The organism is Williamsia sp., assembly GCF_036566845.1.
GTDB lineage: Bacteria > Actinomycetota > Actinomycetes > Mycobacteriales > Mycobacteriaceae > Williamsia.
Window position 1 is genome coordinate 51,108 of the sequence record NZ_DATCVM010000028.1, and the last position, 25,832, is coordinate 76,939.

The following is a 25,832-nucleotide window of genomic DNA, read 5'->3' on the forward strand; positions in this document are numbered from 1 at the left end:
TACGTTCCCCATTTCACGGAGGCAGCAATGTCAATGACCACCGGTCAGCGAGAGGTCGTCGAGCTACTCGACGGGAGATTTCAGCAACGTCGAGAGCAGGTGCCGGTGCTCCGGCAGCGTGCCGACGCCGAAGGGATCACCCAGATCAAGGCCCGTGAAGACCTCATTCCTCTGCTGTTTCCCCACACCACGTACAAGAGCTACCCGGAATCCCTTGTGGCCAAGGGTAAATGGCAACAGATGAATCGCTGGCTCGACTCCTTGTCGACCCGCCGGGTCGAGGTGGACGTCGATGGGGTCGACGACGTCGACGGCTGGATCGGCCGGCTCGAGTCCGCCGGGCACATGGTGTCGAGTTCCAGTGGCACCAGCGGCAAGGGTTCGTTTCTGAACAAGACCCAGACCGACCTCGACTCGAACTCGGCCAACATGCTCGACGCCCTGACCGATCTCGGCCTTCCGCCACAACAGGTCTGGAACTTCATCCCGGTGGGCCCGGAGACCAGCCTCACCGCGCACGTCGCACTTCGCGACATGCTCGCCAGGTCCTATGGTCGGCCGGACGGCATCACCATGCCTCCGAGCACAGCCCCCGTCGGACACCACAAGTACATGTCGCAGCTGCAGGCGATGCGCCGGGCCATGGCCGATGGCACCGCCGCACCCGATGAGATCGCAGCCTTCGAGGCGAAAGCCGCGCAGCGCCAGCAGAAGAACGAAGACCGGCTGCACTACCTGGCCGAGCAGATCCTCACCCGGCGCACTGAGCGCTTCTTCTTCAGCTCCCAGTTCCCGAACCTGTTCCGGCTGACCGAGATCCTCCGGGAACTCGGTGCCAAGGACGGCGACATCACCGGCGAGAACGCACTGACAAGTGGCGGTGGGCTCAAGGGCACGTCGCTGCCGGACGACTACCGCGAACAGATCGACCGGATGCTGAACATCGACCCGAGCCGGTTCCTGCACTACTACTCGATGCAGGAGCTCAATCAGCGTCTGCCGAAGTGCCTTGCCGGCCGGTACCACGTGCCCGGCGACGTGGTCCTGTTTGTCCTGGACAAAAACGGTGAGACGCTTGCGCCGATCTCGGACGGACAGGTCGAGGGACGCGCCGCCTTCTTCGACACCACCGTCGACGGACGTTGGGGCGGAACGATTTCCGGTGACAAGATCATCGCCGAACTCGACGGATGCCCCTGTGGGCGGGGCGGGACCACGGTCCTGGACCAGATCGCCCGCTACTCCGATCTCAAAGACGACGACAAGATCACCTGCGCAGGCACGATGGATGCCTACGTGCGTGGATTCATCGAGGACTGAGGAAATACGCCATGACCACCACGCTGAGCCCGGTCGCATCGAAGATCCGGGTACCGCACTTCGTTCGGGGAAAACTGGTCTGGGGCGAGGACAGTGAGTACCTCTCCCGGGATTTCGGGGTTCCCTTTGTCACCCCCAAACTCGAGTTCAACGATCTGTTCGTCCCGCGCACCCAGCAGGGACCGGCCTTCGACGTACCGGTGTCCGATATCATCGACTTCCTGGTCGAGACCGCCTCACACCTCTCGCTGGAGAAGAACGAATACCTCCAGGAATCCCTGGAGATGACTGTTCAGGTCAGCGCGCTTCCGCGGCGGATCATCGAGAACACCTTCGCCCGGCCGGGACAATTCCTCACCAGGGAGGCCCTGGAGTACCGCCTGCAGAGGACATTCGGCGACGTCGACGTCCTCGACGGGTGGGTCGAGCGCACCGACCCCAACGGCCGGGTCAGCCGGGTACGGGCGTTCCCCCCGCGTCTGGTGCACATGCTGGCCGGCAACTCGCCGAGTGCCTGCATGACGTCGATCGCCGACGCGGCGCTGACGAAGGCGGTCAACGTCTTCAAGATGCCGTCCGCGGACCCGTTCACCACGGTGGCCGTACTGCGCACCATGGCCGACATCGCTCCGGATCATCCAGTGCTCCAATCGATGTCGGCGGTCTACTGGCGCGGTGGTGACGAGAAGGTGGAGAGTGTCCTGTACCGGTCGCAGTATTTCGACAAGCTGGTGGCCTGGGGCGGCGGCGCAGCGATCGAGAACGCCGCGAAGTACGCCGGACCCGGCTTCGGGCTCATCTCCTTCGATCCCAAGGTGTCGATGTCGATCATCGGCCGGGAGGCGTTCGAATCGGATGAGACCCTGCGCGAGGTCGCCGAGAAGGCGGCGTCCGACGTCACGATCTTCAACCAGGACGCGTGCCTGGCGGCCAGGCATATCTGCGTCGAAGGTGATGTCGCCGACGTCGACCGATTCTGCGCGCTGCTCTTCGAACGACTCGGCATAGACCGTGATTTCGCGTCGGCAGTGGGACCCAAACCGGCATCCGAGATCAGGGAGGCCGTCGACGGAATGCGGTTCCTCGAACCCGACTACCGGGTCTGGGGAGAGTTCGACGGACGTGGCCTTGTGGTCCGCTCGCCCGAGATGGTGGACTTCCACCCCACCAACAAGACAGTGAATGTCATTCCGGTACAACACATGCGTGATGCGGCCGCGCTGGCGACGGTGGCAACACAGACGGTCGGTGTCTTCCCGACCCACCGCAAGGCCGAGATCCGCGACGACCTCGCCACCGCCGGCGTCCAGCGCGTGGTGAAGCTGGGCAGCGCCATGACAGGGAGCATGGGCAGCCCCCATGACGGCATGTACCCGCTGCATCGATTCGTGAATTGGGTGGTCGATGACGACGCGTGAGCTGGCCGATGATTCGGCCACGATGAACCTGCGGATCCTGGGCAAGTCCGGGCTGCGGGTGAGCGAACTCTGTCTCGGAGCGATGACATTCGGCACCGACTGGGGGTTCGGGGCCGACGAGAAGGTCAGCGGGGAGGTGTATCGCTTGTTCCGCGAGGCAGGAGGGAACTTTGTGGACACCGCCAACAACTACACAAACGGTGCCAGCGAAGAGATCCTCGGCCGCCTGGTCGCCGGTGAACGCGACGACGTGGTGATCAGTACCAAGTACTCACTGCCCACCACGCAAGGTGACCCGAACTCCGGTGGCAACCATCGGAAGAGTCTGCGGCGCAGTGTGGAGACCAGTCTGCGGCGACTCGGCACCGACTACATCGACCTGCTGTGGGTCCACGCGTGGGACCAGTGCACTCCGATCCAGGAGACGCTGCGGGCTCTCGACGATCTGGTGCGGTCGGGCAAGGTGCTGTCGGTGGGCGTGACCAACATGCCGGCCTGGGTGGTCGCCCGGTCGGATGCGATCGCGGAACTGCGCGGCTGGATGTCGTTCTGCGCCATGCAGGTCGAATACTCGTTGGTGGCGCGGACACCGGAGCGGGAGCTGTTGCCGATGGCGCGCGAACTGAACATCGCGGTGTGTGCATGGAGTCCACTCGCACGAGGCCTGCTCACCGGCAAACCACCTGGTGGACGCAGACAGCTGTCGGCATCGGCGATGCAGACGATCGAGGTGGTGAAAGAGGTTGCGTCCGAGCTCGAGTCCACGCCGGCGAGAGTCGCTCTGGCCTGGGTGATCGAGCAGGGACTGATGCCATCGGTGGGCGCTCGAACGCCAGAACAGTTGCGCGATAACCTGGGAGCGCCGGGTGTCAGGTTGGACCAGTCACATCTTGACCGGCTCGACAAGGCATCGCGAATCCGGCTGGGATACCCCCATGACTTCCTGCATGAGCGCCGCGACATGTTCACACCTCCTACCAGAAGGATCTGAGATCTTGGATCAACTCGACCATTGGATCGGCGGCGCCGCAGCGGCACCGTCGACCGGTGCGTACCTCGCTGTCACCGATCCGGCCACCGGCAACGAGGTCCGCCGGATCGCGCAGGGAGATGCCTCCGACATCGGGACCGCGGTCTCGTCTTCCGAGTCGGCCGCGCAGGCCTGGCGGCAGGTGCCGGGACAGGCGCGTGCGCGGCTGTTCTCCGACCTGGCGCGCGCCATGCGGGACAACGCGCCGGAACTGGCGCAACTGGAGATCAGCGAGACCGGCAAGCCGGAAGCCGCCGCCTTGGGTGAGATCGAGGGTTCGGCCGCCTATTTCGACTTCTACGGCGGACTGATCGGTATGCCGGTCGGCGAAACCCTCGACGTGGCACCGGATCAGCACGTCTACACCCGGCGAGAACCCTTCGGTGTCGTCGGGGTGATCACGCCCTGGAACGTGCCGATCAATCAGGCCGCGCGAGCGTGTGCACCGGCACTGGCCGCCGGGAACACAGTTGTGGTCAAGCCCTCGGAGTTCACGTCGTCGACCACAGTTCGGCTGGCCCAGCTGGCCAGTGAGGCGGGCTTCGCGCCGGGTGTGTTCAACGTTGTACTCGGCGACGGCCCCGACGCCGGGGCGGCGCTGGTGGAGCATCCCTCGGTCGCCAAAGTCGCGTTCACCGGGTCGGTGCCCACCGGGCGGGCGATCGGCAGGATAGCGGCCGAACGCATCATCCCACTCACCCTGGAACTCGGTGGAAAGTCCGCCAACATCGTCTTCGCCGACGCCGATCTCGATGCCGCAGTGGCGGGTTCGTTGCAGGCCTTCACCACCAATGCCGGCCAGGTCTGCTCGGCCGGCACCCGGTTGCTGGTCCACCGGTCTGTGCACGACGAGGTGGTGCAACGTCTTGTCGACCGGGCGGCGACCGTACGTGTGGGCCGCGACATCGGGCCGTTGATCACCCGTGCCCAGTTCTCGCGGGTGCAGGAATATTTCAAGGTCGCCGAATCCGACGGTGCAATTGCCGCTGTCGGTGGAACCGTGTCCGCAGTCGCAGATGAGACCGGAGGGTTCTACATAGACCCCACGATCTACACGGGCGTCGACAACACGGCACGGATCGCCCGCGAAGAGATCTTCGGGCCCGTCGTGGTGGTCATACCCTTCGACGATGACACGGAAGCCGTTGAGCTGGCGAATGATTCCGACTACGGATTGGTCGCGGGAGTGTGGACCAAAGACGTCTCCCGGGCCCTGACGGTCAGTGATCGGCTTCGCGTTGGGCAGGTGTTCGTGAACACCTGGTCGACCGCGTCGGTGCAGACCCCATTCGGTGGCTGGAAGAACAGTGGTTACGGCCGCGAAAAGGGCGTCGAGGCGCTACATCATTACAGTCAGGTCAAGTGCGTCACGATCAAACTCTGACCAACCCCGCCGACCGTGCCGAAACTGCCGCCGACCGTGCCGAAACTGCCGCCGACCGTGTCGAACCGACCGTCGAGCGTGCCGAAACTGCCGCCGACCGTGCCGAACCGACCGTCGAGCGTGCCGAAATTGCTGGTGTCCAGCAACTTTCGGCACGCTCGACGGTGATTGTGGCACGCTCGGCGGTGGTTTCGGCACGGTCGACGGATGGTCAGCGGAAGTAGGTGCCGCCGTCAATGTTGACAACCTGGCCATTGATCCAGGAGCCCTCGTCGGACATCAGGTAGGCAACCATGCTGGAGACGTCGCGGGCTGCTCCGAGTCTGGGGCTACGGGCCCCTTTGAGCATGCCCTGCAACATCTTCGGGTCGGCGCCCTGTTTGATCTCATCGGTCAGGATGAGGCCCGGGGTGATCGCGTTGGCCCGGATACCGTCCTTGCCCCAGCCGGCGGCGACGTGGCGGGCGATGGCATTGATGCCGGCCTTGGTCGCGGCGTAGGCGGGGCGCTGGGGTTGTCCGGCGAACGATGCGACCGAGGATGTGTAGACGAGCGAACCGCCGCCGCGTCTGAGGAGCTCGGGGATGCTGTGCCGGCTGACCAGCATGTGACCGCGTAGGTTGACCGCGATGGTTCGGTCCCAGATGTCGAGGTCGATGTCCACGACGTTGGTGTCCTTGGAAACGGCGGCCATGTCGCCGGCGTTGACGTGCACCGCGTCGAGACCGCCGTACGTCAGCACCGCGAACTCGATGAGTTGTTTCACCGATGCGTCGTCTGAGATGTCGAACTGTTTTGCCGCCGCAGTACCGCCGGCCGCCTCGATCTCGGCTGCCGTTCTGGTGGCGCCGGCGGAGTCGAGATCACCGACAACAACTTTGGCGCCCTCGGAGGCCAGTCGTCGTGCGGAGTCCGCCCCCAGCCCGGTGGCGGCTCCGGCGACCACAACAACTCTGTCCTGTAGTCCCTGCATCAGCTGGCTCCTCGAGAATGAAAGGTGTGAGAATCATGATCTTGTAAACCAGAATGCTATTCTTCGACGATGAACGCAACCCCGGAGCCTGGTGCTCATCTGGCCGAACTGTTCTCGCTGACGGGCAAGGTTGCCTTGGTAACGGGCGGTAGCCGCGGGCTCGGACGCGAGATGGTGCTGGCCTTTGCGAAGGCGGGCGCTGACGTGGTCATTGCCAGTCGCAAGCTGCCTGCCTGTGAGGAGGTTGCGAGAGAGGTGGAGGCGCTCGGACGCAAGGCGCTGCCGGTGAGTGCTCACGTGGGCAAATGGGAAGATGTGGACGCCTTGGTCGAGGCAACCTACGCGCACTTCGGCAAGGTCGACATCCTGGTCAACAATGCCGGATTGTCGCCGGTGGCACCGTCATCCGAGGAGACCACCGAAGAGCTCTTCGACAAAGTGGTCGCAGTGAACTTCAAGGGGCCGTTCCGGCTCGGCTCGCTGGTCGGTCGGCGGATGGCCGACGGCGACGGTGGATCGATCATCAACATCTCGTCGTCCGGTGCCATCTTCCCGGCACCCAACTTCGGCCCCTATGCGGGGGCGAAGGCTGCACTCAACACGTTGGCAGGCGTCTTCGCCCGCGAGTACGGGCCGACCGTTCGGGTCAATACGATCTCGGCCGGTCCGTTCCTGACGGATATCGCGAAATCGTGGGGCGACGATGCCCGGTCCGGTTTGCGGAGTGCGGTGGGGCGGCCCGGTGAGGCGGCGGAGATCGTCACCACTGCGCTGTACCTCGCCAGCTCTGCGTCGAGCTTCACGACCTCGTCTTTCATCCGGGTCGACGGCGGATTGCACTGAGTTCTCAGGATCCCCGGGATCGCATATCCCCAGTTCAGGGCCCTTCGCTGCGCATACCTCATTAACCTTATAAGGATAAAGTTCGAAACTGCTCCGCTCCTGCGCTCGTCGGGGATAGGCTCCGCGCTAACGGGGGCACGATGGAGGAGGACCGAGTTGAAAGTGCATCGCTTGCTCGTAGCCGCGTCGGCTGCAGCGCTACTTGTTGTTGCCGGCTGTAGTAGCGACCGCGGTAGCGGCGACGGCGAAGACGGGGGAGGTGGGGGCGGAACCGCGTCGTCGGACACCGCGTCGAGCGACTTCGGTTCGCTGACCGATGTCTGCCAGGAAGGTCCGGCCTCCGGAGCTCCCGCACAGGGTGTCACCGACACCGAGATCAAGGTGGGCGTCTTCTCGGATGTGGGCTTCACCAAGCAGCCCGAGTTCGTGGACGCAGCAAAGGTGTTCACCTCGTGGTGCAACGAGCTGGGTGGCATCAACGGGCGCACCCTGGTGGCGAACACCCGTGACTCCAAGTTGATGGAAACCCGCCAGCAGATGATCGCCGCCTGCCGCGAAGACTTCGCGCTTGTCGGCGGCGGCAGCGCGCTCGACGGACTGGGCGTCAAGGAGCGGCTCAACTGTGGGCTGCCGAGTTTCCCCGCGCAGACGGTACAGGCAACAAATACCGGTGCTGATCTGCAGGTCGCCGCGTCACCCAGCCAAACCGTCGGCTACGACCCCTACTTCCAGTTCCGGACCTGGCTGATGAAGGACACCTACCCGGATTCGGCCAACTTCGTCGGCATCATCAACGGTGACTCGCCACTGACCAAAGACCTTGGTGCCCAGGCCATCGAATCGACCGAGGCCGCCGGTGGAACCTACGTCTACAACGACCTGTATCCCGCGATGGGTGTCTCGGATTGGACTCCGTACGCGCAGGCCATCAAGAGCAAGGGTGTCAAGGGCCTTCAGTTCTACGGCGACTTCAAACAGCTCGCCAAGCTCGAGAGTGTGTTGACCTCGCTCGACTACAAACTGGACTGGATCGACACGAATAACAATGCCTATGGCAACCAGTTCATCGATTTGGCAGCGGATTCCGTCGGCTTCCAGAACAACTACCTCGACATGGGTGGCGTCGCCCCGCTGAACAGTGACGAGCCGGCCATCATCGAGCTCAAGGCTCTCTACGAGAAGTACGCCCCGGACGCCGAGATCACCATGCCGGCCATCCGCGCGATGTCGTCCTGGTTGCTCTTTGCCAAGTCTGCTGCGAGCTGTGGCGACGACCTGACCCGCACCTGCGTCTACAACGCGGCCAAGGCCGAAACGGCTTGGACCGGAGGTGGATTGACCGCACCGCAGAATCTGGCGCAGCCGGCACCCCCGTCGCCGTGCTTCAACGTTCAGCAGGCAACGCCTGAAGGATGGGAGGCCGCGGACTTCGGGGCCGATGAGGGTCTCTACCGCTGCGACATGCCCGCGTACAAGTACACGCAGGATTATGGCACGCCGATGACTCTTGCTGATGTCGGCAAGTCCATGGCCGATATCAAGTAGCTCGCCATCACGTAGGACAACGAACTCGGACTGATCATCAGGTGATCAGTCCGAGTTCGTCTGGTTCAGAACCGAAGTGGGTGCGTAGTTGGCCCAACCGTGGTCGGGCCAGTTGAACCATCCCGAGGAGGCGAGGGTGCCGCCGTCCGGGTGCAGGGTGGTCCCGGTGATGTATTCCGACAGGCCGGAGGCGAGAAAGACCACGGAGTTGGAGACATCGGTGACGTGACCGACGCGGCCCATCGGAATGGCGATCCGGGCGCCGGTCGGGGTCGCCATCGCCGGTGTTTCGCCGCTGCGGGCGAGCTTGTCGAGGCTGGGTGTCGGCACGAAGTCGGGGGCGATGTTGTTGACCCGGATCCGATCCGGGGCAACCTCCACCGACAGTGTGCGAGCGAACTGTTCCACCGCAGCCTTTGCGGCCGAATAGACCGCGAAGCCCGGTGCCGCGCGATGCGCCTCGATGGTGGTGATGTTGATGATGCTGCCGCCGCGCCCGCCGGCCTGCATACGCGGAATCGCGAGCGAGCAGGCGTGAAACACGTGGTGAAGGTTGGTGCGCAAGAGCGCATCCCAGCCCTTGGGCTTGGTCTCGACAAACGGCGTGCGGAAGGTTCCGCCGACGATGTTCACCAGGGTGTCCAATCGTCCCCATTGGTTGTCCACAGCTGTGAACAAGGTACCCAAGGTATCGGGGTCCCGGGCGTCCCCGTGGTGCACGATCGCCTCGAACCCGGCGTCGGACAGGCTCTTTCGCAGTGCGTCGACCGCGGTGGGATCGATGTCGATGACGGCAATCCGAACCCCGTTGGCGACGAGGTCGGCCGCGATGCTTTCACCGAGACCGCCTGCACCGCCCGTGATCACAGCAACGGTGCCGCCCAAACGGGCGCGTTCCTCAAACCAGGTCATGACAGATAGGTCGAGCCGAAGGCGTCGAGGAACTCGGTGGTATCGCTGTACGATGACCCGCTCGGGTGCGAGACGACTATCCAGGTGACACCGGCCTTTTCGAGCTCGGCAAAGTTCTCGCGGTGGCGGTCGGCATCGACTGCCGGCGTGGGCAGCCCGTCGGCCTGGTAGGAGTAGAGAACGTCGATCGGTTCGGTGCGTCCGGCGTCCGCGGCGGTTTCGCGCATCTCCGAGATCTTGTCACCCAACTCTGAACTCGAACCCAGTTCCGGGGTGCGCGCCGTGGAGCTGAGTTGCGCACCACCGGACATCGGCATCCAGCCCTGCGCGCGTTCGGACACCCGGCGACGACTCAGCTTGGAGTTTCCGCCGACCCAGATCGGAATCGGATCCTGGACGGGTCGGGGCAGCGACCGGACGTCACGGGCGTCGAAATGCAAACCCTGGTAGCTGAATGCCTCCCCGCTCCAGTGCAACGGGAGAACATCGAGAGCTTCGTCGAACAGCGCATTGCGTTCGTTGATGTCGACGCCGAGCGCGAAGAACTCGCTCTTCTGATACCCGGTGCCCAGGCCCAGGATCAAACGGCCACCCGACAAGGTGTCGAGCGTTGACGCCGACTTGGCCAGCGACAACGGATTACGGTACGGCGCGACCGCAAGATAGGTGAGGACCTTGATCCGGCTGGTGGCGGCGGCGACAAAGCTCAGCGCCACAAAAGGATCCAGCGTCTGATGCCCGCCGGTGTCGAGCCACTTCGCGCCGGGGATCGGATGCTCACTCAGCGACAACCCATCGAATCCGGCCTGTTCCACCGCAACTGCGACCTCGGTCAACGGGCCGGCGGCGAAGAGATTGGCGTCGGGTCCGCCGGGCTCTGGGTAGTGGAAGATGAATCGCATCATAACCTCGGTCTACTCGGTGGTGGACTAACTCGGATTGCGGGTCAGAGGATGAGGCTGTCGCGCCCGTCCCAGTACAGTTCGCGGAGCCGCCGCTTGTACAGTTTTCCATTCGGATCACGCGGCAGTTCGGCGACGAAGTCGATGCTGCGTGGACATTTGTAGGTCGCGAGCTCGTTGCGGCAGTAGGCGATCAGGTCGACCGCCAGCTGATCGTCGGCGGCTTCTGGATCAATCAGCTGCACAACAGCCTTGACCGACTCGCCCATCTCCTCGTCGGGGACGCCGATGACGGCCACATCGGCGATCGCCGGATGGGACGCGAGCATGTTCTCGGTTTCCTGCGGATAGATGTTCACGCCGCCGGAGATGATCATGTGGGCCTTGCGGTCGGTGAGGTACAGGTATCCCTCGCTGTCGAGGTATCCCATGTCACCGATGGTCCGCCACCCGCGGGTGTTCGCCACCGACGCGGTCTTCTCCGGATCATTGTGGTATTCGAAGGGACGACCGCCTTCGAAATACACAACACCGGACTCGCCCACCGGTAGCTCGTTGCCGTACTCGTCGACGATGTGGCAGGGCTGCATCGGCCGGCCGACCGAACCCGGATGGGCCAGCCATTCGGTGGCGGTGATGGCGGTGGCCCCGACATCTTCAGTGCCCGAGTAGTACTCGCTGATGATCGGCCCCCACCAGTCGAGCATCTGGCGTTTCACCGCAACCGGACATGGGGCGGCCGAATGCATGACGCTGCGCAGGCTCGACAGGTTGTACTTCTTACGTTCGTCAACGGGTAGCCGGAGCATCCGGACGAACATGGTGGGTACGAACTGCGCGTCCGTGACGCCGTACTGCTCGATCAGTTCAAGGCATCGACGTGGATCGAAATCTTCCAACACCACGACAGTGGCCCCGGCCCGATGCCAGGACATCGAAAAGACCAGTGGTGAACCGTGATAGAGCGGTGCCGGTGACAGGTACACCACGTTGCCGCTGGAACTGCGATCGATCATTCCCTTTGCGATGAGGACTGGGGCCGACGTGGGATCCCCGAAGGTGTGCCCGGACAGCGGTTTCCGGACCCCTTTTGGGCGTCCGGTGGTGCCGGAGGAGTACAGCATCTCACGGCCCTCACGCTCATTCTCGAGCGGAGATCCCGGGGTCGTGGACAAGACGTCGTCGTACGATTCGAAGCCGTCGATCTCGCCCGCGCCGGCGAACTTCGCGCGAAGTCGGGACAGATCGAGATCGGCGACAACATCGGCGACCGACGCACTGGCGACAAGTGCAAGGGCGCCACAGTCATCGAGAACGTACTGGACCTCATCGGTACGCAGGTGCCGGTTGATGGCTGTGTAGTAGAGTCCCGAACGCTGTGCAGCCCAGGTGATCTCGAGAAAGGAGCTGGTGTTCTCCATCAGGATCGCGATGTGATCACCCGGCTGCAACCCGCGCTCACCCAGGGCTCGCGCAAACCGGATCGACCGGTCCTCGAGCTGAGCGTACGTGACCACCTCGCCGCTGTTGCCCATCACGATGGCCGGTGCCTCTGGCGTCAGGTACGCGTGGTGGCTTGGTGTCATCTCCATGGGAAGTCCTTGGTCAAGTCGAATCAGGGCTTGACGGCTCCGAGTTGGTCACCGATCACTTCGTCGATCACCCCGAGTTGCCCACCGAGCTCGCGGGCGACCGTACGGACAACGCTCACGTCTTTGCTGACGAACTCGCCGACGGCTTCGCTGAATGCGGCAACCGATCCGCGCGCCGAAACACCGGCCAGCGCACGGCTGTTGGAGCTGGCGTGTGGGAGAGCGCTGAGCAGGGTCGATTCGTCTACGCCGAGCTCGGCACCGAGACGAACGCCCTCGCGCAGCAATCCGATCTGCGCCGCGAACAATGCGTTGTTGACCAATTTGACCCGCTGACCGGTGCCGATTGACCCGACATGCAGGATCGGTTCGGCGTAACTCTGCAGGGCCGGACGGACGCGGTCGACGGTCTCGGCGTCGCCGCCGACGAAAAGGGTGAGGTCGCCGGCCGCGATGTTGTGCGGACCGCCGCTGACCGGGGAATCGACCACGCGCACACCGAAAGACTGGGCGTGATCCGAGATCTTTTCTGCAGTGACCGGGCTACCCGTGGTGTGCAACACCAATACGCAGCCCGGGGCCATCGAGGAGATCAGCGGACCATCGAGGCAGATGTCGCGGACCTGTTCATCGGTGAACACACAGATGATCACCACTTCGGCGTCGGTGGCGACCTCGCTGACATCGGTGACCGGCCGGGCGCCCGCGTCGGTGACGTCGCCACGTGCCTGGTCGCTGCGGACCAGGGCACGGACCTGATGTCCGGCGCTCACGAGGCGGCGCACCATGGGCAGCCCCATGCGGCCGGTGCCGACGAATCCGATGCGCATCATGACTCCAGTCGTGGGTGGTTCATCTGGGCGAGGGTGGCGTCAGCCGCATCCAGAACAGAACCGACCGTGGTGCCGGCGGCGTCGGCAAGACCGGCGACCAATGTGACGTCCTTGCGGAGCAACTCACCGGCGTGCTGTGCGATCTGGTCCAGTGATCCTGCGGTGTTGGCGATTCGGCCCAGGGCAAAGCTGTTTGCTGATCCGGATGCCAATACAGCGGCCAGCCGGGTGGGGTCGACACCGAGTTGTTCGCCGAGCGCCAGCGTGCTGGACGCGGTGGACAAGTTCGCGGTGAAGAGCAGGTTGTTGAGGAGTTTCGCGACTTCACCGGCGCCGACCCCGCCGAGATGAACAACAGGATCTGCGTACGTCTCGAAGACCGGCCGCACACGGGCGACAATGTCATCGTCGCCACCCACCATGACCAGCAGCGTTCCGGCCTCCGCGCCCATGCCGCCACCGCTGACCGGTGCATCAACCAGCGAGATACCCTGCGCGGCAGCCTTCTCGGCCAGCTCACGGCAGGTGTCCGGGTGGACGGTCGAGTGCACTGCGATGACGCCGCCCGCGCTCATCCCGCGAAGGATTCCCTGGGGCCCGTCGACAACTTCCCGGACGTCGGCGTCGTTGACCACGCAGACGCAGGCGAGGTCGCTCGCCGCGCCGAGCTCGGCCGGTGAACCGGCAGTCTTCGCCGCGGTGTCACCGTAGGGCTCGAGCGACTCCGCGCGCCGGGCCCACAGAGTTGTCTCATAGCCGGCGTCCACGATCCGGCGGGCCATCGCGCCGCCTTGGCTTCCGAGGCCGATGAATCCGACTCGCATCGTTACTCCTTCTGGTTGAAAGTGCTCAGTGCCCTGGACGATTCGCGTCGTTGATGCACTCTTCGACGAACGACAGGATGTTCATGTGGTACGCCATCGCCGTGTAGCCGAGACTCAGGTTGTGTCCGCCGTCGAACTGCTGCTCCACCTCGACGCGCGGAGACATCGTGAACAGTGCCCCGATGTCATGAAGGGCGTCGGGGTCATTGCGCCACACATTCTCGAACTCGCCGGCGGTGAAATGCACTGGCACCTGGATCTGCGCCGCGAGATCGGGGAAGTTCATCCGCGGCCAGTCCCGCACCACCTCATACTCGTATTTGGGACCGGGGGCGGAAATCGGTCCGCCGCCGGACAGTTCCGGCGGATACAGGCGGGCGGGATTCCACAGCAGCTCGCGGACCCCGGCGCCGTCGGGTTTGGCCACTTTGGTGTCCCGCGGAACCAGGACCGAAGCGGCCTTGGGCTGATGTTCGGTTCCAGTTCCCGACAGCTCGATACCCAGCAGGTCGCGGCCTCGGACGTCGGCCGCCATTCGCACGCCGAGCTCGCATCCCACCGAGTGGGCCAGGATGAAGGTGCCCGCGCCCCGCGACCGTGATCCGAGATGCGCATCGACTGCGGCGTAGGCCCAGTCGACGCGCTGCTCCGGTGTGGTGAATCGGTCGACGAACTCGAACGACGCCTCGTATCCCGGACGGTCCAGGGCCAGAACGGTAAAGCTGTTTGCGGCCCCGGTTCGCAGAAGTGAGTGCCGTGGAAAGCCTGGGCAGTCGTAGTAGGCAGATTTTGATGCGCCACCATGCAGCGCCACGATGACGCCGCGCGGATTCGGCACGGCGAGAAGCAAACCTGACGACGGGGTCCCATGAACGTCGACGACTTGGGCGACCGGCACGTCGACCGTGTCCATTTCCACGGCGGTCACGGGGTCGACCTCAACAACATCACGCCGCCGGGTGTCAGACCACCACTGCTGGCAATCGCGGTCTTGGCGCCGGGCACTTGGCGGTCACCGCCCTCACCGCGAAGCTGGGTGATCGCTTCTGCGATCAGGCCCATACCGTGGGTGCGTCCGTGGGAGAGCTGACCACCGTGCGTATTGACCGCGACCTCACCGCCGATGGCGATGTTCTTGCCGCCGTCGAGGAAGTCCTTTGCCTCCCCGATTTCACAGAATCCGAGCGCCTCGAGCCAGGACAGACAGTTGAAGCTGAATCCGTCGTACAACTGTGCGGTGTCGATATCGCCGGGGCGCAACGTGGTTCGCGACCACATGTGGGCGGAGGGGCCGAGGACCTGCGGCTCATGGGTCAGCGTGCTCTGGTCCCATTCGATGCGTTCGAGGATCTGGGTGCCCACGGCCTCGACGTACACCGGCGGCTTCGCCAGATCGGCTGCGGCGTCCTTCGCCGAGACGATGACGGCAATCGAGGCGTCGCAGGGCACATCACAGTCGTAGAGACCAAACGGTGTGGTGATGGTGCGGGCCGACAGGTAGTCGTCCATGGTCATGGGGTCGCGGTAGATGGCGGTCGGATTGCGTGCGGCATTTGCGCGCTGGTTCAGTGCGATCCAGCCGAGGGTCTCGCGGGTGGTGCCGTAGCGCTGCATGTGGCGCTGTGCATTCATCGCCAAAGTATGTGAGGCGGACATGGCACCGAACGGCATGATGTAGCCGCTGACACGTTGACCGCCGGCATGAGACAGCTTGCCCTGCTTCATCAATTCACCGTGTGTGGACTCCCACAACGTTCGGTAGCAGAGCACGTGGGTGGCGAGCCCACTTGCCACGGCCATCATGGCGGCGATGACGGATCCACCGGGGCCGAACGTCTCGATACCGCCGTTGTACCAGGTCGGATGAATGCCGAGTGCGGCCTCAACGGACTGGACGCCGCCGCCCTCACCGAATCCGCCGACGTTTCCGGCGCCCGGGTAGCTGGCGATTCCGTCGATGTCGGCCATCGTCAGACCCGCATCGGCCACCGCACGTTCGCAGGCCGTGATGGTCAGCGACAGCGGCGAGACCATCAGACGGCGACCGATCTCGGATGCTCCGACGCCGGTGAGCGCGACTTTGTCCTCGAACTTCTCGGTGGTGGCCATCGGCCGAACATGCTTGTGGAAGTCTTGGGGTTCGATTTCGTCGTGGGGGAGTGCCGCAGGTCCCGAGGCCTGTTCTGCGGTTGGCCGGAACAGTGGGTACCAGACGTCGCCGCTCTGTTCGAAGCGGACCTCCATGCGCATACCGAGTGTGAGATCGGCGGGGTCGCAGTCAACAGTGTTGGTGGTCAGCCGGATTCGAGGATCTTCTTCGAGCGCGACCTGGGCGATCACAAACGGCGTCGGCATACCGGGCAGGGGGAATCGTTCATTGACGGTGAATCCGATGAGGGTGGCGTAGCCCGAGACGACTCGTGGTGCGAGCTCGCGCCCGCGGCAATGACGACACACCGGCTGCGGCGGGTGGATCAGTGATGAGCAGCTCTGACACTCCTGGATTCGTAGCGAGCCATCAGAGCCCGAGGTCCAGAAGAACTCGTTGTCGCTGGTGAGCAACGGCAGGGGACGTCCTGTCGTTTCGGCCACTGTGCCTCCTAGTTGGAACTACGACAGCGACCGCCACGCCTGCGTCAGCGTGACGGTCGGTGTCGCGTCCTTGTTCTGCGCTGTCAGATCGTTTGTTCTACAGGACTATCCGGCTGAAGCGGTACGTGCCTTCGCGATGACCGCGGGCTCTGCCAGACGGGTGTCGTCGACCAGCTTCTGCAGTTTGACGAGGGTGGCGTCGAAGCCGTCGCCGATCCTCTTGCCGGGCGTGAAGTCCGCCGGTAGATGCCGCATACCCTGGATGACACCGATGGTGTCGTAGTGCACGGTCGCCTCTGGGTCGCACTTGTAGTCGGGGAGGCGGTCGAGGACGGCGAGCAGCATCCGTTTGAACACGGTCCGGGCGACATTGGAGCCGGCGCAACGATGCAAGCCGAGTCCGAAGCTGTAGTGCCGGTTGGCACCCCGGTCGAGGATCACCTCATTGGGATCGTCGAACACCTCGGGATCGCGATTGGCCATCGCCCAGGACAGCCACAATCGGTCACCTTCCTTGAACTCCTTGCCCTCGATCTCGATGTCCGCGGCGACGGTACGCCCGTCACCCGGCGCCGGCGTGTAGTACCGCAGGAATTCCTCGGTGGCGGAGTCGAGCAGTTCATCTCGATCCTCGCTGAGGTTCTGGCGGGCTTCGGGATTCTCCGACAGCCATTCGAGGGCATGGGCGGTCAGCGCGGTGGTGGTGTCGAAACCACCACCGATCAGGAGGCCGAGATTGCCGAAGATCTCCATGTCCGGCAAAGGTTCCCCGTCGATCTCGGCCGTCACCAGTGCATGAATCAGTCCGGGACGCGGATTCGCCTTGATCTCAGCAAGATTGGTGAACAGGTCGATGCCCATGGTGCGGTGCATCTCGTTGACCCGTGCGATGTCCGGGGAGTCCGGCGGGGTGTAGACCGCGGCGTGAACGGGCTCGTTGTACAGGGTCCACTTCTCCAGCGGGATGCCCATCATGCCCAGGGTCAGGACGGCGGGCACGATGTTGGCGAGCTCGTCGACGAAGTCGATACGTCCCGACTCGATCTTTTCGTCGAGGCACGCATGCACGACGTCGTCGATGAACGGGATCCACGCCTTCACCGCAGCCGGTGACAGGTACGGGTTGAGGATGGCGCGGTAGTTCTTGTGGTCGGGGTCGTCCATCTCCAGGATGCCGCCACGAAGACCGTTGGCGCGCTCCGGGGTCGGGATAGAGATGCCCTTGTATCCGCTGCCCTCGCCGGATACATCGTGGTCGGTGGACACCACGGGGCAACGGGCGAGCTCGAAGACCTCTTTGTTGCCTGCGGCAACCCAATGGCCGCCATAGGTGTCACTCCAGGCAATCGGGCATTCCGACTGCATCTTCTGGGTGACTTCTTCGAACTCGTCGCGGTAGTGGGGCGCATGTCGTTCGAATTGAAATGTGGGTGACTTGCGGGCGTCTCGGGTGACGTCGTCAACGGTCATGGGCGCCGTCCTTTCTCAGATGTGCGGGCTGCCGAATAGGTCTGGAGGGGGCTGCTATTCGGTGATGGAGATTGCTCGTTCCGGGCATGAGGCGAACGCTTCGCGAACGCTCTTCTCATGCTCGGCCGGCACATCTTCGGTGATGGCCGACGAATGACCGTCGATGTCATCCAATTCGAACGATTCGGGCGCGATCATCGCGCAAAGCGTGTGGCCCTGGCACTTGTCTGCGTCGACGTGCACCTTCACTGTGGATCTCCTCGATTGGTTGAAATGGTGGGCTGGGAAAGTGGATCCCGAATCAGAAGTGGACGCCGTACCACTTCAGGTAACCGCCGCCGTCGACACGTTGCTGAGTGCCGGTGACATAGCGGGCTTCGTCGGACGCCAGGAACAGCACCATGTTGCTGATGTCCAAGGGCTCGATGAACGGAATCCGCATCGCCTGCTGCACACCGAACACCGGCTCGGCGTCTGCGCGCGTCGGATGCTCCAGGTCGGGACGGAATGAACGGTACATCGGCTCGCTCTGCAGCATCGGAGTATTGCAGTTCGTGGGGTGAATCACGTTGGCGCGGATGCCCTCTGGGGCGATATGCAGCGCGAGGTTGTGGACGTACTCGGTCAGTGCTCGCTTGGAGTAGACGTAGCCCACGCCGCCTGGATCCTTACCCGGCTCATCAACCTTGCTGGTGTCCATCAGCGCCGCAGTGGAGCCGGTGGCGATGATCGACGCGCCTTCCTTGAGGTGGGGCAGTGCAGCCGAGATCGCGTTGATGGTTCCGACGAGGTTCGTATTGATGACGTCGGTGAAGCTCTGCCACCGCGGCTCGCCCTTCATGCCGGCGATACCCGCCTGTGCCACAACGATGTCGAGCCGACCGAGCTCGGTGATACCGGTCTCGACCGCAGCCTTCATCTGGGCCGCGTCGCGGACGTCGGCCTGGATGGTCACGATCCGACGATCGTGCTTCTCGACCAATCTGGCGGTTTCTGCGAGGTCTTCCGGCGTGGCCATCGGGTATCCGATGGTTTCGAAGTCCGTGCAGATGTCGACGGCGATGATGTCCGCGCCCTCTTCTGCCAAGCGGACCGCGTGGCTGCGGCCCTGTCCTCGTGCTGCTCCCGTGATGAACGCGACTTTGCCCTCTACACGACCCATGATGAAATACCCTTCCGATCTTCAACTGTTGGAACGATCAACACCGGCGGGTGGCCGATGCTCCTACTTATGTGTTGCGGCCACCGTTGACGCCGAGAATCTGCCCGGTGATGTAGCTCGCGTCCTCGGAGATCAGGAAAGCGCAGGCGTTGGCGATGTCTTCCGGCCGTCCGACCCGGCGGACCGGGGTCCGGAGGATGTGCTCTTCGACGGTGCCGCCGAGGCGTTTTTGACCCTCAGCACTCCGCAGGAGCGGGGTGTCGACGAAGCCCGGCGGAACGGCGTTCACGGTGATGCCGACCTGGCCCAGCTCGAGGGCCAACGACTTGGTCAGTCCGTTCACTGCAGACTTGGCCGAGACATACGCGGCCATGTACGGCTGGCCCGAATGCGCACTGGATGACGAGATGTTGACGATCCGGCCCCACTTGGCCTTCAGCATGTCGGGCAGTGCTGCCTGGATGCAGTGGTAGGTGCCGTGGAGGTTGACATCGATGATCCTCTTCCACTCATCGAAGTCGAGGTCGACGAAGCGGCCGAAGCTGTCGATGCCGGCCGCATTGACCAAGACGGTGACCGGCCCGAAGGTGTCGCGAACCTCTGTCAACGCAGCGTCGATCTGCTCACGATTGGTGACGTCGACGGTGTAGGTGTTCTTCTCTTCGCTGGGCGTCCGATCGAACGAGGCGACGTTATAGCCGTCGGCGACAAGTCGCTCGACAACTGCGTGACCGATGCCGGAGCTACCCCCGGTGACAACTGCTGTTTTCACGCCCATGCTTCGCTTCCTGCCATCGTGGTGCGGTGCATCTCGCGTTCGGAGCTGGGGTCGTATTGCAGTGCGCGATGCAGCATTCCGGTGTTGTCCCAGATCACCACGTCGCCGACCTGCCATTCGTGGGTGTACGAGAAGCGCTCTTGCGTGGTGTACGCCAGTAGTTCGTCGAGCAGCTCACGGCTCTCTTCCGGGCGCATGCCGACAACGTGATCGGCGGTGGCCCCGATGACCAGGGACCTGCGGCCGTCCTTGCGGTCCCAGACCAGCGACGTCTCGTGGGTGGGCAGTTTGCGCCAGCCGGCGAGCATCTCGGGGCTCGGATCGGGATGCACGAGACGTTGGGCGGCCTCGAAGCTGTGCACCACGCGCAGACCTTCGTAACGCTTGCGCTCGTTGTCCGACAGGCTTTCGTACGCCGCGTAGGTGCTGGCGAATTCAGTGCCGCCGCCGACCATCGCCGCGTGCTTGCAGGTCAGCATCGTGGCCTTGGCGGGGATGTCGTTGGTGGTGTCGTCGATGTGCCAGAAGAGCGTGCCCTTGAGGTACTCGGCCGAGCGAGACTTCTCGGGGTTGAGGGAGACGACAAAGACCTCTTGTCCGCCCGGGGCCAGGACCGGCCCGAGCTTGCGGCTGAACGCCACCTGCTCTTCGTCGCTCAGATTCAGTCCACGGATGAGAAGGACACCTCGCCATTTGAGCGCCTCGAGGCACTGTGCGGCCACTACATCGTCGAGCAGATCTTCGACGCCATGGACCTGGACTCCCAGTGCGGGGCTGAGGGCTGTTGTCTCAATCACAAGAATCTCCCTTTCTATTTGCGAGAACGATACTCTCGAAATGTAGCAGTCTGCAAGAGTTTGATGCGTTTGCTCTGCGCCTTTTGTCCGTTTCGGCGGGCGGTTGCCGTCTGCCACCGGGGGTAGGCGTCCTTCCCAAATCTTGCTACAGTCCGAATTAGGCGAATGTGGCGTTGGTCATATTTGAGAATGAAGTTTTCACAAATTTTGAGGAGGCGCAATGCCAGCCCAGGAAGCAGTGGCGACCGCAGGAACTGACGTGAAGGGCGACGTGGTTCGCAAACGTCTGCTCATCGGTGGGGAGTTGGTGGCTCTCGACAAGGAGTTCGCCTCGATCAACCCGGCCACAGAAGAGGTGTACGGCTACGCTCCCGACGCCGGAGTGGGCGAGGCCGAGGCTGCCGTCACCGCCGCGCGTCAAGCCTTCGATCACACCGACTGGTCCACGAACACCGAACTACGCATCAAATGCCTCGACCAGCTCCATCAGGCCATGCTCGACAATGCCGAAGAGCTGCGCGAACTGACCATGGCCGAAGTCGGCGCCACCCGGATTCTCACGCACGGCAATCAGCTCGACGTGCCGATCGGGATCATCAAGTTCTACGCGGATCTGCTCCGTGAGTACCCGATGACCGAGGACCTCGGTGAGATCGACATCCGTGGCCAGAAGCATCGCCGGTGGGTCGAGAAGGAGGCCGCGGGCGTGGTCTCGGCCATCGCCGCCTACAACTATCCGACGCAGCTGGCCCTCGCCAAGCTCGCACCGTCTCTGGCCGCCGGTTGCACGGTGATCCTCAAGGGCGCGCCGGACACACCGCTGCTGACGCTCGCACTCGGTGAGCTGATCGCCGAGCACACCGATATCCCGGCCGGCGTCGTCAACGTCCTGTCCTCGACCGAGGTAGCGGTCGGAGAGGTGATGACCACCCATGCCGATGTGGACGTGGTGACCTTCACCGGATCCACCCCGGTCGGCCGCAAGATCATGGCTGCCGCTGCCGATAGCCTCAAGCGCGTGTTCCTCGAGCTCGGCGGGAAGTCGGCTCTGATCGTGCTCGACGACGCCGACATGCAGATGGCCGCCCAGTTCGCGGCGTTCAGCATCTGTTCGCACGCCGGCCAGGGTTGCGCCCTGACCAGCCGTCTGCTGGTCCCGCGTTCCAAGCATGACGAGCTCGTCGCGATGGTCGCGGCGATGATGCAGCGGGTGACATTCGGTGATCCGACGGACCCGAAGACCTACATGGGACCGTTGATCAGCGAGCGGCAGCGCGACAAGGTTGACGGAATGGTGCAGCGGGCCGTGGCCGCCGGTGCGACGCTGGCCTTCGGTGGCGAATCCGTCAGCCCCGGCTACTTCTACAAGCCGACCCTGCTGGCGAACGTGGATCCGTCCAGCGAGATCGCTCAGGACGAGGTCTTCGGGCCGGTACTGGCCGTGATCCCGTTCGACGACGACGAGCACGCCGTTCAGATCGCGAACGATTCGCAGTTCGGCCTGTCCGGCGGCGTCATCAGCGCCGACGAGGACCGGGCACTGGCGATCGGCCGCCGGATCCGCACCGGTACGTTCAGCATCAACGGAGGCAACTACTTCAGTGCCGACGTGCCCTTCGGCGGCTACAAGCAGTCGGGTCTCGGCCGCGAGATGGGTACCGCCGGACTCGAGGAGTTCCTCGAGATCAAGGCCTTCGCATCTCCGGTGGCCGCATCGTGAAACCACTCGAAGGTATCCGCGTCCTCGAGGTCGCGATGTACGGCTTCGTCCCGTCGGCCGGCGCCGTGCTGTCCGATTGGGGTGCCGAGGTCATCAAGATCGAACACGCCGTGACCGGCGATCCACAACGCGGCCTGCGCCAGACGGGCACCATGGTTGTCGTCGGCGACCCCAACCCGAATGTCGAGCATGCCAACCGCGGCAAGCGCAGCCTGGGCCTGGACATGTCGGTGCCGGAAGGCAAGGAAGTCCTGATCGAACTGGTCAAGAAGGCAGATGTCTTCCTGACCAGCTTCCTGCCCGATCATCGTGCCAAGTTCGGGATCGACGTCGACGACATCCGGGCGATCAACCCGAAGATCATCTACGCCCGCGGCAGTGCCCTGGGACCCCGCGGACAAGAGTCGAACCGCGGCGGATACGACATGACCGCGTTCTGGTGCCGGGCCGGTACGGCCGCATCGATCACGCCGCCCGGGACCGAGGGCATGATCGCGCCTCCGGGGCCGGCCTACGGTGACACGATCTCCGGGACCAACCTGGCCGGCGGCGTCACCGCTGCACTGCTCAAGCGGGAACGCACCGGTGAACCCTCGGTGGTGGACGTGTCTCTACTCGGCAGCGGAATGTGGTCGATGGGGCATGGCATCGCCTTGTCCGCACACCTCAAAGAGCCGATGGTTGCGCCGGTTCCCGGCGTGCACGGTTCGCCCGTGAATCCGCTGACCGGTGTGTACGAGACGGCCGACGGCCGGTACATCTCGTTCATCATGATGCAGCCGTCGAAGTTCTGGGCCGATGTCTGCCGGCATATCGATCGGCCGGAACTCATCGACGATCCACGCTTCGCCACCGGCAAGGACATCTCGGCCAACACCGAAGCCGCGGTCGCAATCCTGCGCGAGGCGATCAAGGGCCGCACGCTGGAGGACTGGACCGTACGCTTCGGCACGCTCGCCGGACCGTGGGCACCGGTGCAGGATTCGTTCCAGGTCAGTGCAGACCCACAGGTCCGGGCCAACGACTACTACGTCCAGGCCGGTGAGATCGAATTGGTTTCCACCCCGGTCCAATTCGACGTGGCTGCCACGGAAACCTCACCGGCCCCGGAGTTCGCCGCCCACACCGACGAGATCCTGATGGAAATCGGACTGGACTGGGACCGCATAATCGAACTGAAGACCGCCGGCGCGGTCACCTAGGTAACTCGGGAGAAATCAATGCCTTACATCGCCTCCATTGGGACGTACCTGCCGCCGTGGGGTACCTCGGATCACCGCATCGCCGGTGACGACGAGGACGCCATCACGATGGCGGTGGAGGCGGGTCGAGCCGCGCTCAGCAAGGGAGGCACGGTTGATTCGGTTGTCCTCGTCACCCGTGACCTCCCACTGCTCGAAAGCAGCAATGCTGCGGTGCTTCTCGCCGGGCTCGATCTCGATCCCGAGCTGGAGGTGACCGAGCGTCTCGGTGGCGCACCGGCAGCGCTCGACGCTCTGAGCTCGGCGCGCCAGCGGACGCTCGTCATCGGTGTGGACCTCGATCCGGCCGGAGCGGCTGCCGCCCTGACCTCCGATTGTGGTCTGCACGTGCGCACCTCGGCCCGGGTGGCGCGCAGCCTTCCGGTCCGCACACGCGATTCGTCCACCGGTGCCGTTCACGACTACGGCGACCCGCGGTTGCTGCACGACCGTGGTCTGGTGGCGTCGCTGGCCGCGGCGTGGCTGGATCATCCGACTGCCGTTGCGGGAGTGGACCACAAGCGGGCAACAGAACTGAGCCCCGGCTTCTCGGTGCATCTGCCGACGGTGGGAGCCAGCTCGGGCCTGTTCGCCCTGGCGGCGATGGCCGAATCCGAGACGACCGGTCCGCTGGCCGCCGTGGAACAGGCGAGCCTGTCCGGGATCACGGTTGCTGCCGGGTCGGTCGTGCTGCATCGCCGCGAACCCGAGGCCCGGCCCAAGCTGGAGACGACGTACATCCCGGGCAACGAGATCCCGATCTCGTTGGCGGCGTACGAGCGCGCGTTCGAGGCAAAGGTGCGTTGGGAGGCAGGCAAATACGCCGACTCAGAGCATCTCGACTTCCCTCCGCGCTACCAGGTCTCCGATGACTCGGCCCTGCAGACCGAATACGAACTCGTACCGCTACCGCGGACCGGAACCGTGTACACCGGCGTCACGGTGCACGTGCCGGTACCGGGGTTGAAGACCCCCTACTCACTGGTGATCGTCGAACTCGAAGACGTGAACGTGCGTGCACTGGTGAAGGTGACCGGTGCCGACCCCGGGTCCGTGGGTATCGGTGATCGAGGGCGGCTGGCGCTGCGCCGGGTGGCCATGCGGTCGGGGGTTCCCGACTACGGCTACGCATTTGAGCCGGAACTTGTTGTGGAAGGAGCAGCGGTATGAGGAAGGTTGCAGTAGTCGGTGCGGGTATGACCCCGTTCGCCGAACACTTTGCCCTCGGGATCAAGGATCTGCTGCCGATGGCCTATGCGGAAGCCGCGGCCAGTGTGGACAAAGGCATCAACAAGAATGACCTGCAGGCCGCGTGGTTCGGTGCCATGGGAACCACCGACGGGTTCCCGTCCGGAATCCTCGCGGATTCGCTTGGTCTGCCAGACATTCCGGTCACCCGTGTCGAGAATTCGTGTGCCACCGGCAACGATGCCGTCCGTAATGCTCTGTTCGGCATCGCCTCCGGTGCTTTCGATGTGGCGCTCGTGATGGGCGCCGACAAACTTCGGGAGACCGCTTCGAAGGACATGCTGTGGGAATGGGAGGCAACCTCGCGAGATATGGCGTGGGACTACCCGCTGGGCTTGGTTGCCCCGGCTGGATTCGCCCTGCACGTCAGCCGCTATCTCCACGAGTCGCCGGCCACCCGCGAACACATGGCGATGGTCGCGGTGAAGAACCATCGTCAAGGTGTCAACAACCCCAAGGCGCGGCTGCGGTTCGAGATCACCATGGAACAGGCCCTCGAAGCCCCGACTGTGGTGACGCCGTTCGGAATCTATGACTGTGCCCCGCAGAGTGATGGCGCGGCGGCATTGATCCTGGCCGCCGAAGACGTCGTCGACCGATACACCGACCGGCCCGTGTGGGTCCGGGGTGTGGGTCTGGGCCTGGATTCGGTCATGCACCAGCACAAGACGGACATGACAACGTTCCCGGCCACCGTCCGTGCGGCCAAGCAGGCGTTCTCGATGGCCGGGATGACTCCCGCCGACGTAGACGTCGCCGAGGTGCACGACTTCTTTACCGGCGTTGAGATCATGAGCTACGAAGACCTGGGCTTCGCCGATCGCTTCGAGGGCTACAAGCTCCTCGAAGCCGGTGACACCTCCGTCGGCGGCTCCATGCCGGTGAATCCCAGCGGCGGTCTGAAGTCGAAGGGGCACCCGCCGGGCGCGACCGGTGTCGCTCAGTGTGTCGAACTGTTCGACCAGTTGCGCGGCAACGCCATCAATCAGGTCGACGGCGCCAATGTCGGTCTGGCACACAACCTCGGTGGGCCCACCGCCGTTTCGGCCGTGACCATCCTCGAAGGCCCCGACGCACCACGCTAGCGTCACCGTTGGTCAATCAGGTTCGTCGGCGGATTCTCGGCGTAGTCGGTTGCGGTGTCGTTCTTGTTGTCGGCGTTGATGTTTGGCAACGGTACGAGATCGGGGTGCGGTATCAGCGTGTGGTGTGCGTGTGCGTGTGCGGGTCGGTGGAGAGTTGTTGTCC

The 25,832-nt window shown here is 64.0% G+C and carries 24 protein-coding genes; 10 read left to right on the plus strand and 14 right to left on the minus strand.

Annotation, left to right across the window (positions count from 1 at the left end; all coding sequences use genetic code 11):
- Window positions 1–27: 27 nt before the first annotated feature.
- The 4 genes from VIQ49_RS01855 to VIQ49_RS01870 are packed head-to-tail and all read left to right on the plus strand — an operon-like array spanning window position 28 to window position 5,152.
- The gene (locus tag VIQ49_RS01855; RefSeq protein WP_331880213.1) at window positions 28–1,320 is read left to right on the plus strand and encodes a hypothetical protein; all 1,293 of its coding nucleotides are present in this window, start codon (window positions 28–30) and stop codon (window positions 1,318–1,320) included.
- 11 nt (window positions 1,321–1,331) lie between these two features.
- Window positions 1,332–2,738: an acyl-CoA reductase gene (locus tag VIQ49_RS01860; protein ID WP_331880214.1), complete on the plus strand. Its 1,407-nt coding sequence runs from the start codon at window positions 1,332–1,334 to the stop codon at window positions 2,736–2,738.
- Complete coding sequence (locus VIQ49_RS01865) at window positions 2,725–3,729, plus strand: aldo/keto reductase (protein ID WP_331880216.1); 1,005 nt, start codon at window positions 2,725–2,727, stop codon at window positions 3,727–3,729. Before VIQ49_RS01860 ends, VIQ49_RS01865 begins: the two co-directional genes overlap by 14 nt.
- A gap of 4 nt (window positions 3,730–3,733) precedes the next feature.
- Window positions 3,734–5,152 (plus strand): aldehyde dehydrogenase family protein, encoded by a 1,419-nt coding sequence (locus VIQ49_RS01870; RefSeq protein WP_331880218.1) that lies wholly within the window; start codon window positions 3,734–3,736, stop codon window positions 5,150–5,152.
- Here the strand turns inward: VIQ49_RS01870 and VIQ49_RS01875 are convergent.
- Both VIQ49_RS01875 and VIQ49_RS01880 read right to left on the minus strand, forming a co-directional pair.
- The gene (locus tag VIQ49_RS01875; protein WP_331880220.1) at window positions 5,122–5,298 is read right to left on the minus strand and encodes a hypothetical protein; all 177 of its coding nucleotides are present in this window, start codon (window positions 5,296–5,298) and stop codon (window positions 5,122–5,124) included. The genes VIQ49_RS01870 and VIQ49_RS01875 overlap by 31 nt on opposite strands.
- 65 nt (window positions 5,299–5,363) lie before the next feature.
- The gene (locus VIQ49_RS01880) at window positions 5,364–6,125 is read right to left on the minus strand and encodes an SDR family NAD(P)-dependent oxidoreductase (protein ID WP_331880221.1); all 762 of its coding nucleotides are present in this window, start codon (window positions 6,123–6,125) and stop codon (window positions 5,364–5,366) included.
- Window positions 6,126–6,194: 69 nt separating this feature from the next.
- Between VIQ49_RS01880 and VIQ49_RS01885 the strand changes: the two genes are divergently transcribed.
- Both VIQ49_RS01885 and VIQ49_RS01890 read left to right on the plus strand, forming a co-directional pair.
- Window positions 6,195–6,968, plus strand: coding sequence for an SDR family oxidoreductase (locus VIQ49_RS01885; protein ID WP_331880223.1), 774 nt, complete (start codon window positions 6,195–6,197; stop codon window positions 6,966–6,968).
- 156 nt (window positions 6,969–7,124) lie between these two features.
- A complete protein-coding gene (locus VIQ49_RS01890) occupies window positions 7,125–8,513 on the plus strand; it encodes an ABC transporter substrate-binding protein (RefSeq protein WP_331880224.1) in 1,389 nt (462 codons plus the stop codon).
- A 45-nt stretch (window positions 8,514–8,558) separates the two neighbouring features.
- Here VIQ49_RS01890 and VIQ49_RS01895 read toward each other — a convergent pair whose 3' ends face one another.
- The 12 genes from VIQ49_RS01895 to VIQ49_RS01950 form a co-directional block, all read right to left on the minus strand.
- A complete protein-coding gene (locus tag VIQ49_RS01895; RefSeq protein WP_331880226.1) occupies window positions 8,559–9,425 on the minus strand; it encodes an SDR family oxidoreductase in 867 nt (288 codons plus the stop codon).
- The gene (locus VIQ49_RS01900; RefSeq protein ID WP_331880228.1) at window positions 9,422–10,330 is read right to left on the minus strand and encodes an LLM class F420-dependent oxidoreductase; all 909 of its coding nucleotides are present in this window, start codon (window positions 10,328–10,330) and stop codon (window positions 9,422–9,424) included. The genes VIQ49_RS01895 and VIQ49_RS01900 overlap by 4 nt, the downstream gene beginning before the upstream one ends.
- A 41-nt stretch (window positions 10,331–10,371) precedes the next feature.
- On the minus strand, window positions 10,372–11,913 hold the full coding sequence (locus tag VIQ49_RS01905) for an acyl-CoA synthetase (RefSeq protein WP_414731554.1): 1,542 nt from the start codon (window positions 11,911–11,913) through the stop codon (window positions 10,372–10,374).
- Between the two features lie 29 nt (window positions 11,914–11,942).
- Entirely contained in the window at window positions 11,943–12,749 is an 807-nt protein-coding gene (locus VIQ49_RS01910; protein ID WP_331880230.1) for an NAD(P)-dependent oxidoreductase, read from the minus strand.
- Window positions 12,749–13,576, minus strand: coding sequence for an NAD(P)-dependent oxidoreductase (locus VIQ49_RS01915; RefSeq protein WP_331880231.1), 828 nt, complete (start codon window positions 13,574–13,576; stop codon window positions 12,749–12,751). The genes VIQ49_RS01910 and VIQ49_RS01915 overlap by 1 nt, the downstream gene beginning before the upstream one ends.
- Window positions 13,577–13,601: 25 nt before the next feature.
- Window positions 13,602–14,504, minus strand: a complete 903-nt coding sequence (locus tag VIQ49_RS01920) for an alpha/beta hydrolase (RefSeq protein ID WP_331880232.1) — start codon at window positions 14,502–14,504, stop codon at window positions 13,602–13,604.
- Window positions 14,501–16,168 carry a thiolase C-terminal domain-containing protein gene (locus VIQ49_RS01925; RefSeq protein WP_331880233.1) on the minus strand — a complete coding sequence of 556 codons (1,668 nt, stop codon included), beginning with the start codon at window positions 16,166–16,168 and terminating at the stop codon, window positions 14,501–14,503. Before VIQ49_RS01925 ends, VIQ49_RS01920 begins: the two co-directional genes overlap by 4 nt.
- 105 nt (window positions 16,169–16,273) lie before the next feature.
- On the minus strand, window positions 16,274–17,638 hold the full coding sequence (locus VIQ49_RS01930; protein WP_331880235.1) for a cytochrome P450: 1,365 nt from the start codon (window positions 17,636–17,638) through the stop codon (window positions 16,274–16,276).
- 54 nt (window positions 17,639–17,692) lie between these two features.
- Entirely contained in the window at window positions 17,693–17,887 is a 195-nt protein-coding gene (locus VIQ49_RS01935) for a ferredoxin (RefSeq protein WP_331880237.1), read from the minus strand.
- Between the two features lie 52 nt (window positions 17,888–17,939).
- Window positions 17,940–18,800, minus strand: a complete 861-nt coding sequence (locus VIQ49_RS01940; protein ID WP_331880239.1) for a mycofactocin-coupled SDR family oxidoreductase — start codon at window positions 18,798–18,800, stop codon at window positions 17,940–17,942.
- Between the two features lie 67 nt (window positions 18,801–18,867).
- A complete protein-coding gene (locus VIQ49_RS01945) occupies window positions 18,868–19,578 on the minus strand; it encodes an SDR family NAD(P)-dependent oxidoreductase (protein WP_331880240.1) in 711 nt (236 codons plus the stop codon).
- Complete coding sequence (locus VIQ49_RS01950; protein WP_331880241.1) at window positions 19,569–20,375, minus strand: TauD/TfdA family dioxygenase; 807 nt, start codon at window positions 20,373–20,375, stop codon at window positions 19,569–19,571. The genes VIQ49_RS01945 and VIQ49_RS01950 overlap by 10 nt, the downstream gene beginning before the upstream one ends.
- Window positions 20,376–20,595: 220 nt before the next feature.
- Here VIQ49_RS01950 and VIQ49_RS01955 point away from each other — a divergent pair, with 220 nt between their 5' ends.
- The 4 genes from VIQ49_RS01955 to VIQ49_RS01970 are packed head-to-tail and all read left to right on the plus strand — an operon-like array spanning window position 20,596 to window position 25,669.
- The gene (locus VIQ49_RS01955; protein ID WP_331880242.1) at window positions 20,596–22,095 is read left to right on the plus strand and encodes an aldehyde dehydrogenase family protein; all 1,500 of its coding nucleotides are present in this window, start codon (window positions 20,596–20,598) and stop codon (window positions 22,093–22,095) included.
- On the plus strand, window positions 22,092–23,297 hold the full coding sequence (locus VIQ49_RS01960; RefSeq protein ID WP_331880243.1) for a CoA transferase: 1,206 nt from the start codon (window positions 22,092–22,094) through the stop codon (window positions 23,295–23,297). The genes VIQ49_RS01955 and VIQ49_RS01960 overlap by 4 nt, the downstream gene beginning before the upstream one ends.
- 18 nt (window positions 23,298–23,315) lie before the next feature.
- Window positions 23,316–24,506 carry an OB-fold domain-containing protein gene (locus tag VIQ49_RS01965; protein WP_331880245.1) on the plus strand — a complete coding sequence of 397 codons (1,191 nt, stop codon included), beginning with the start codon at window positions 23,316–23,318 and terminating at the stop codon, window positions 24,504–24,506.
- The gene (locus tag VIQ49_RS01970) at window positions 24,503–25,669 is read left to right on the plus strand and encodes a thiolase C-terminal domain-containing protein (protein WP_331880246.1); all 1,167 of its coding nucleotides are present in this window, start codon (window positions 24,503–24,505) and stop codon (window positions 25,667–25,669) included. The genes VIQ49_RS01965 and VIQ49_RS01970 overlap by 4 nt, the downstream gene beginning before the upstream one ends.
- Window positions 25,670–25,832 lie beyond the last annotated feature (163 nt).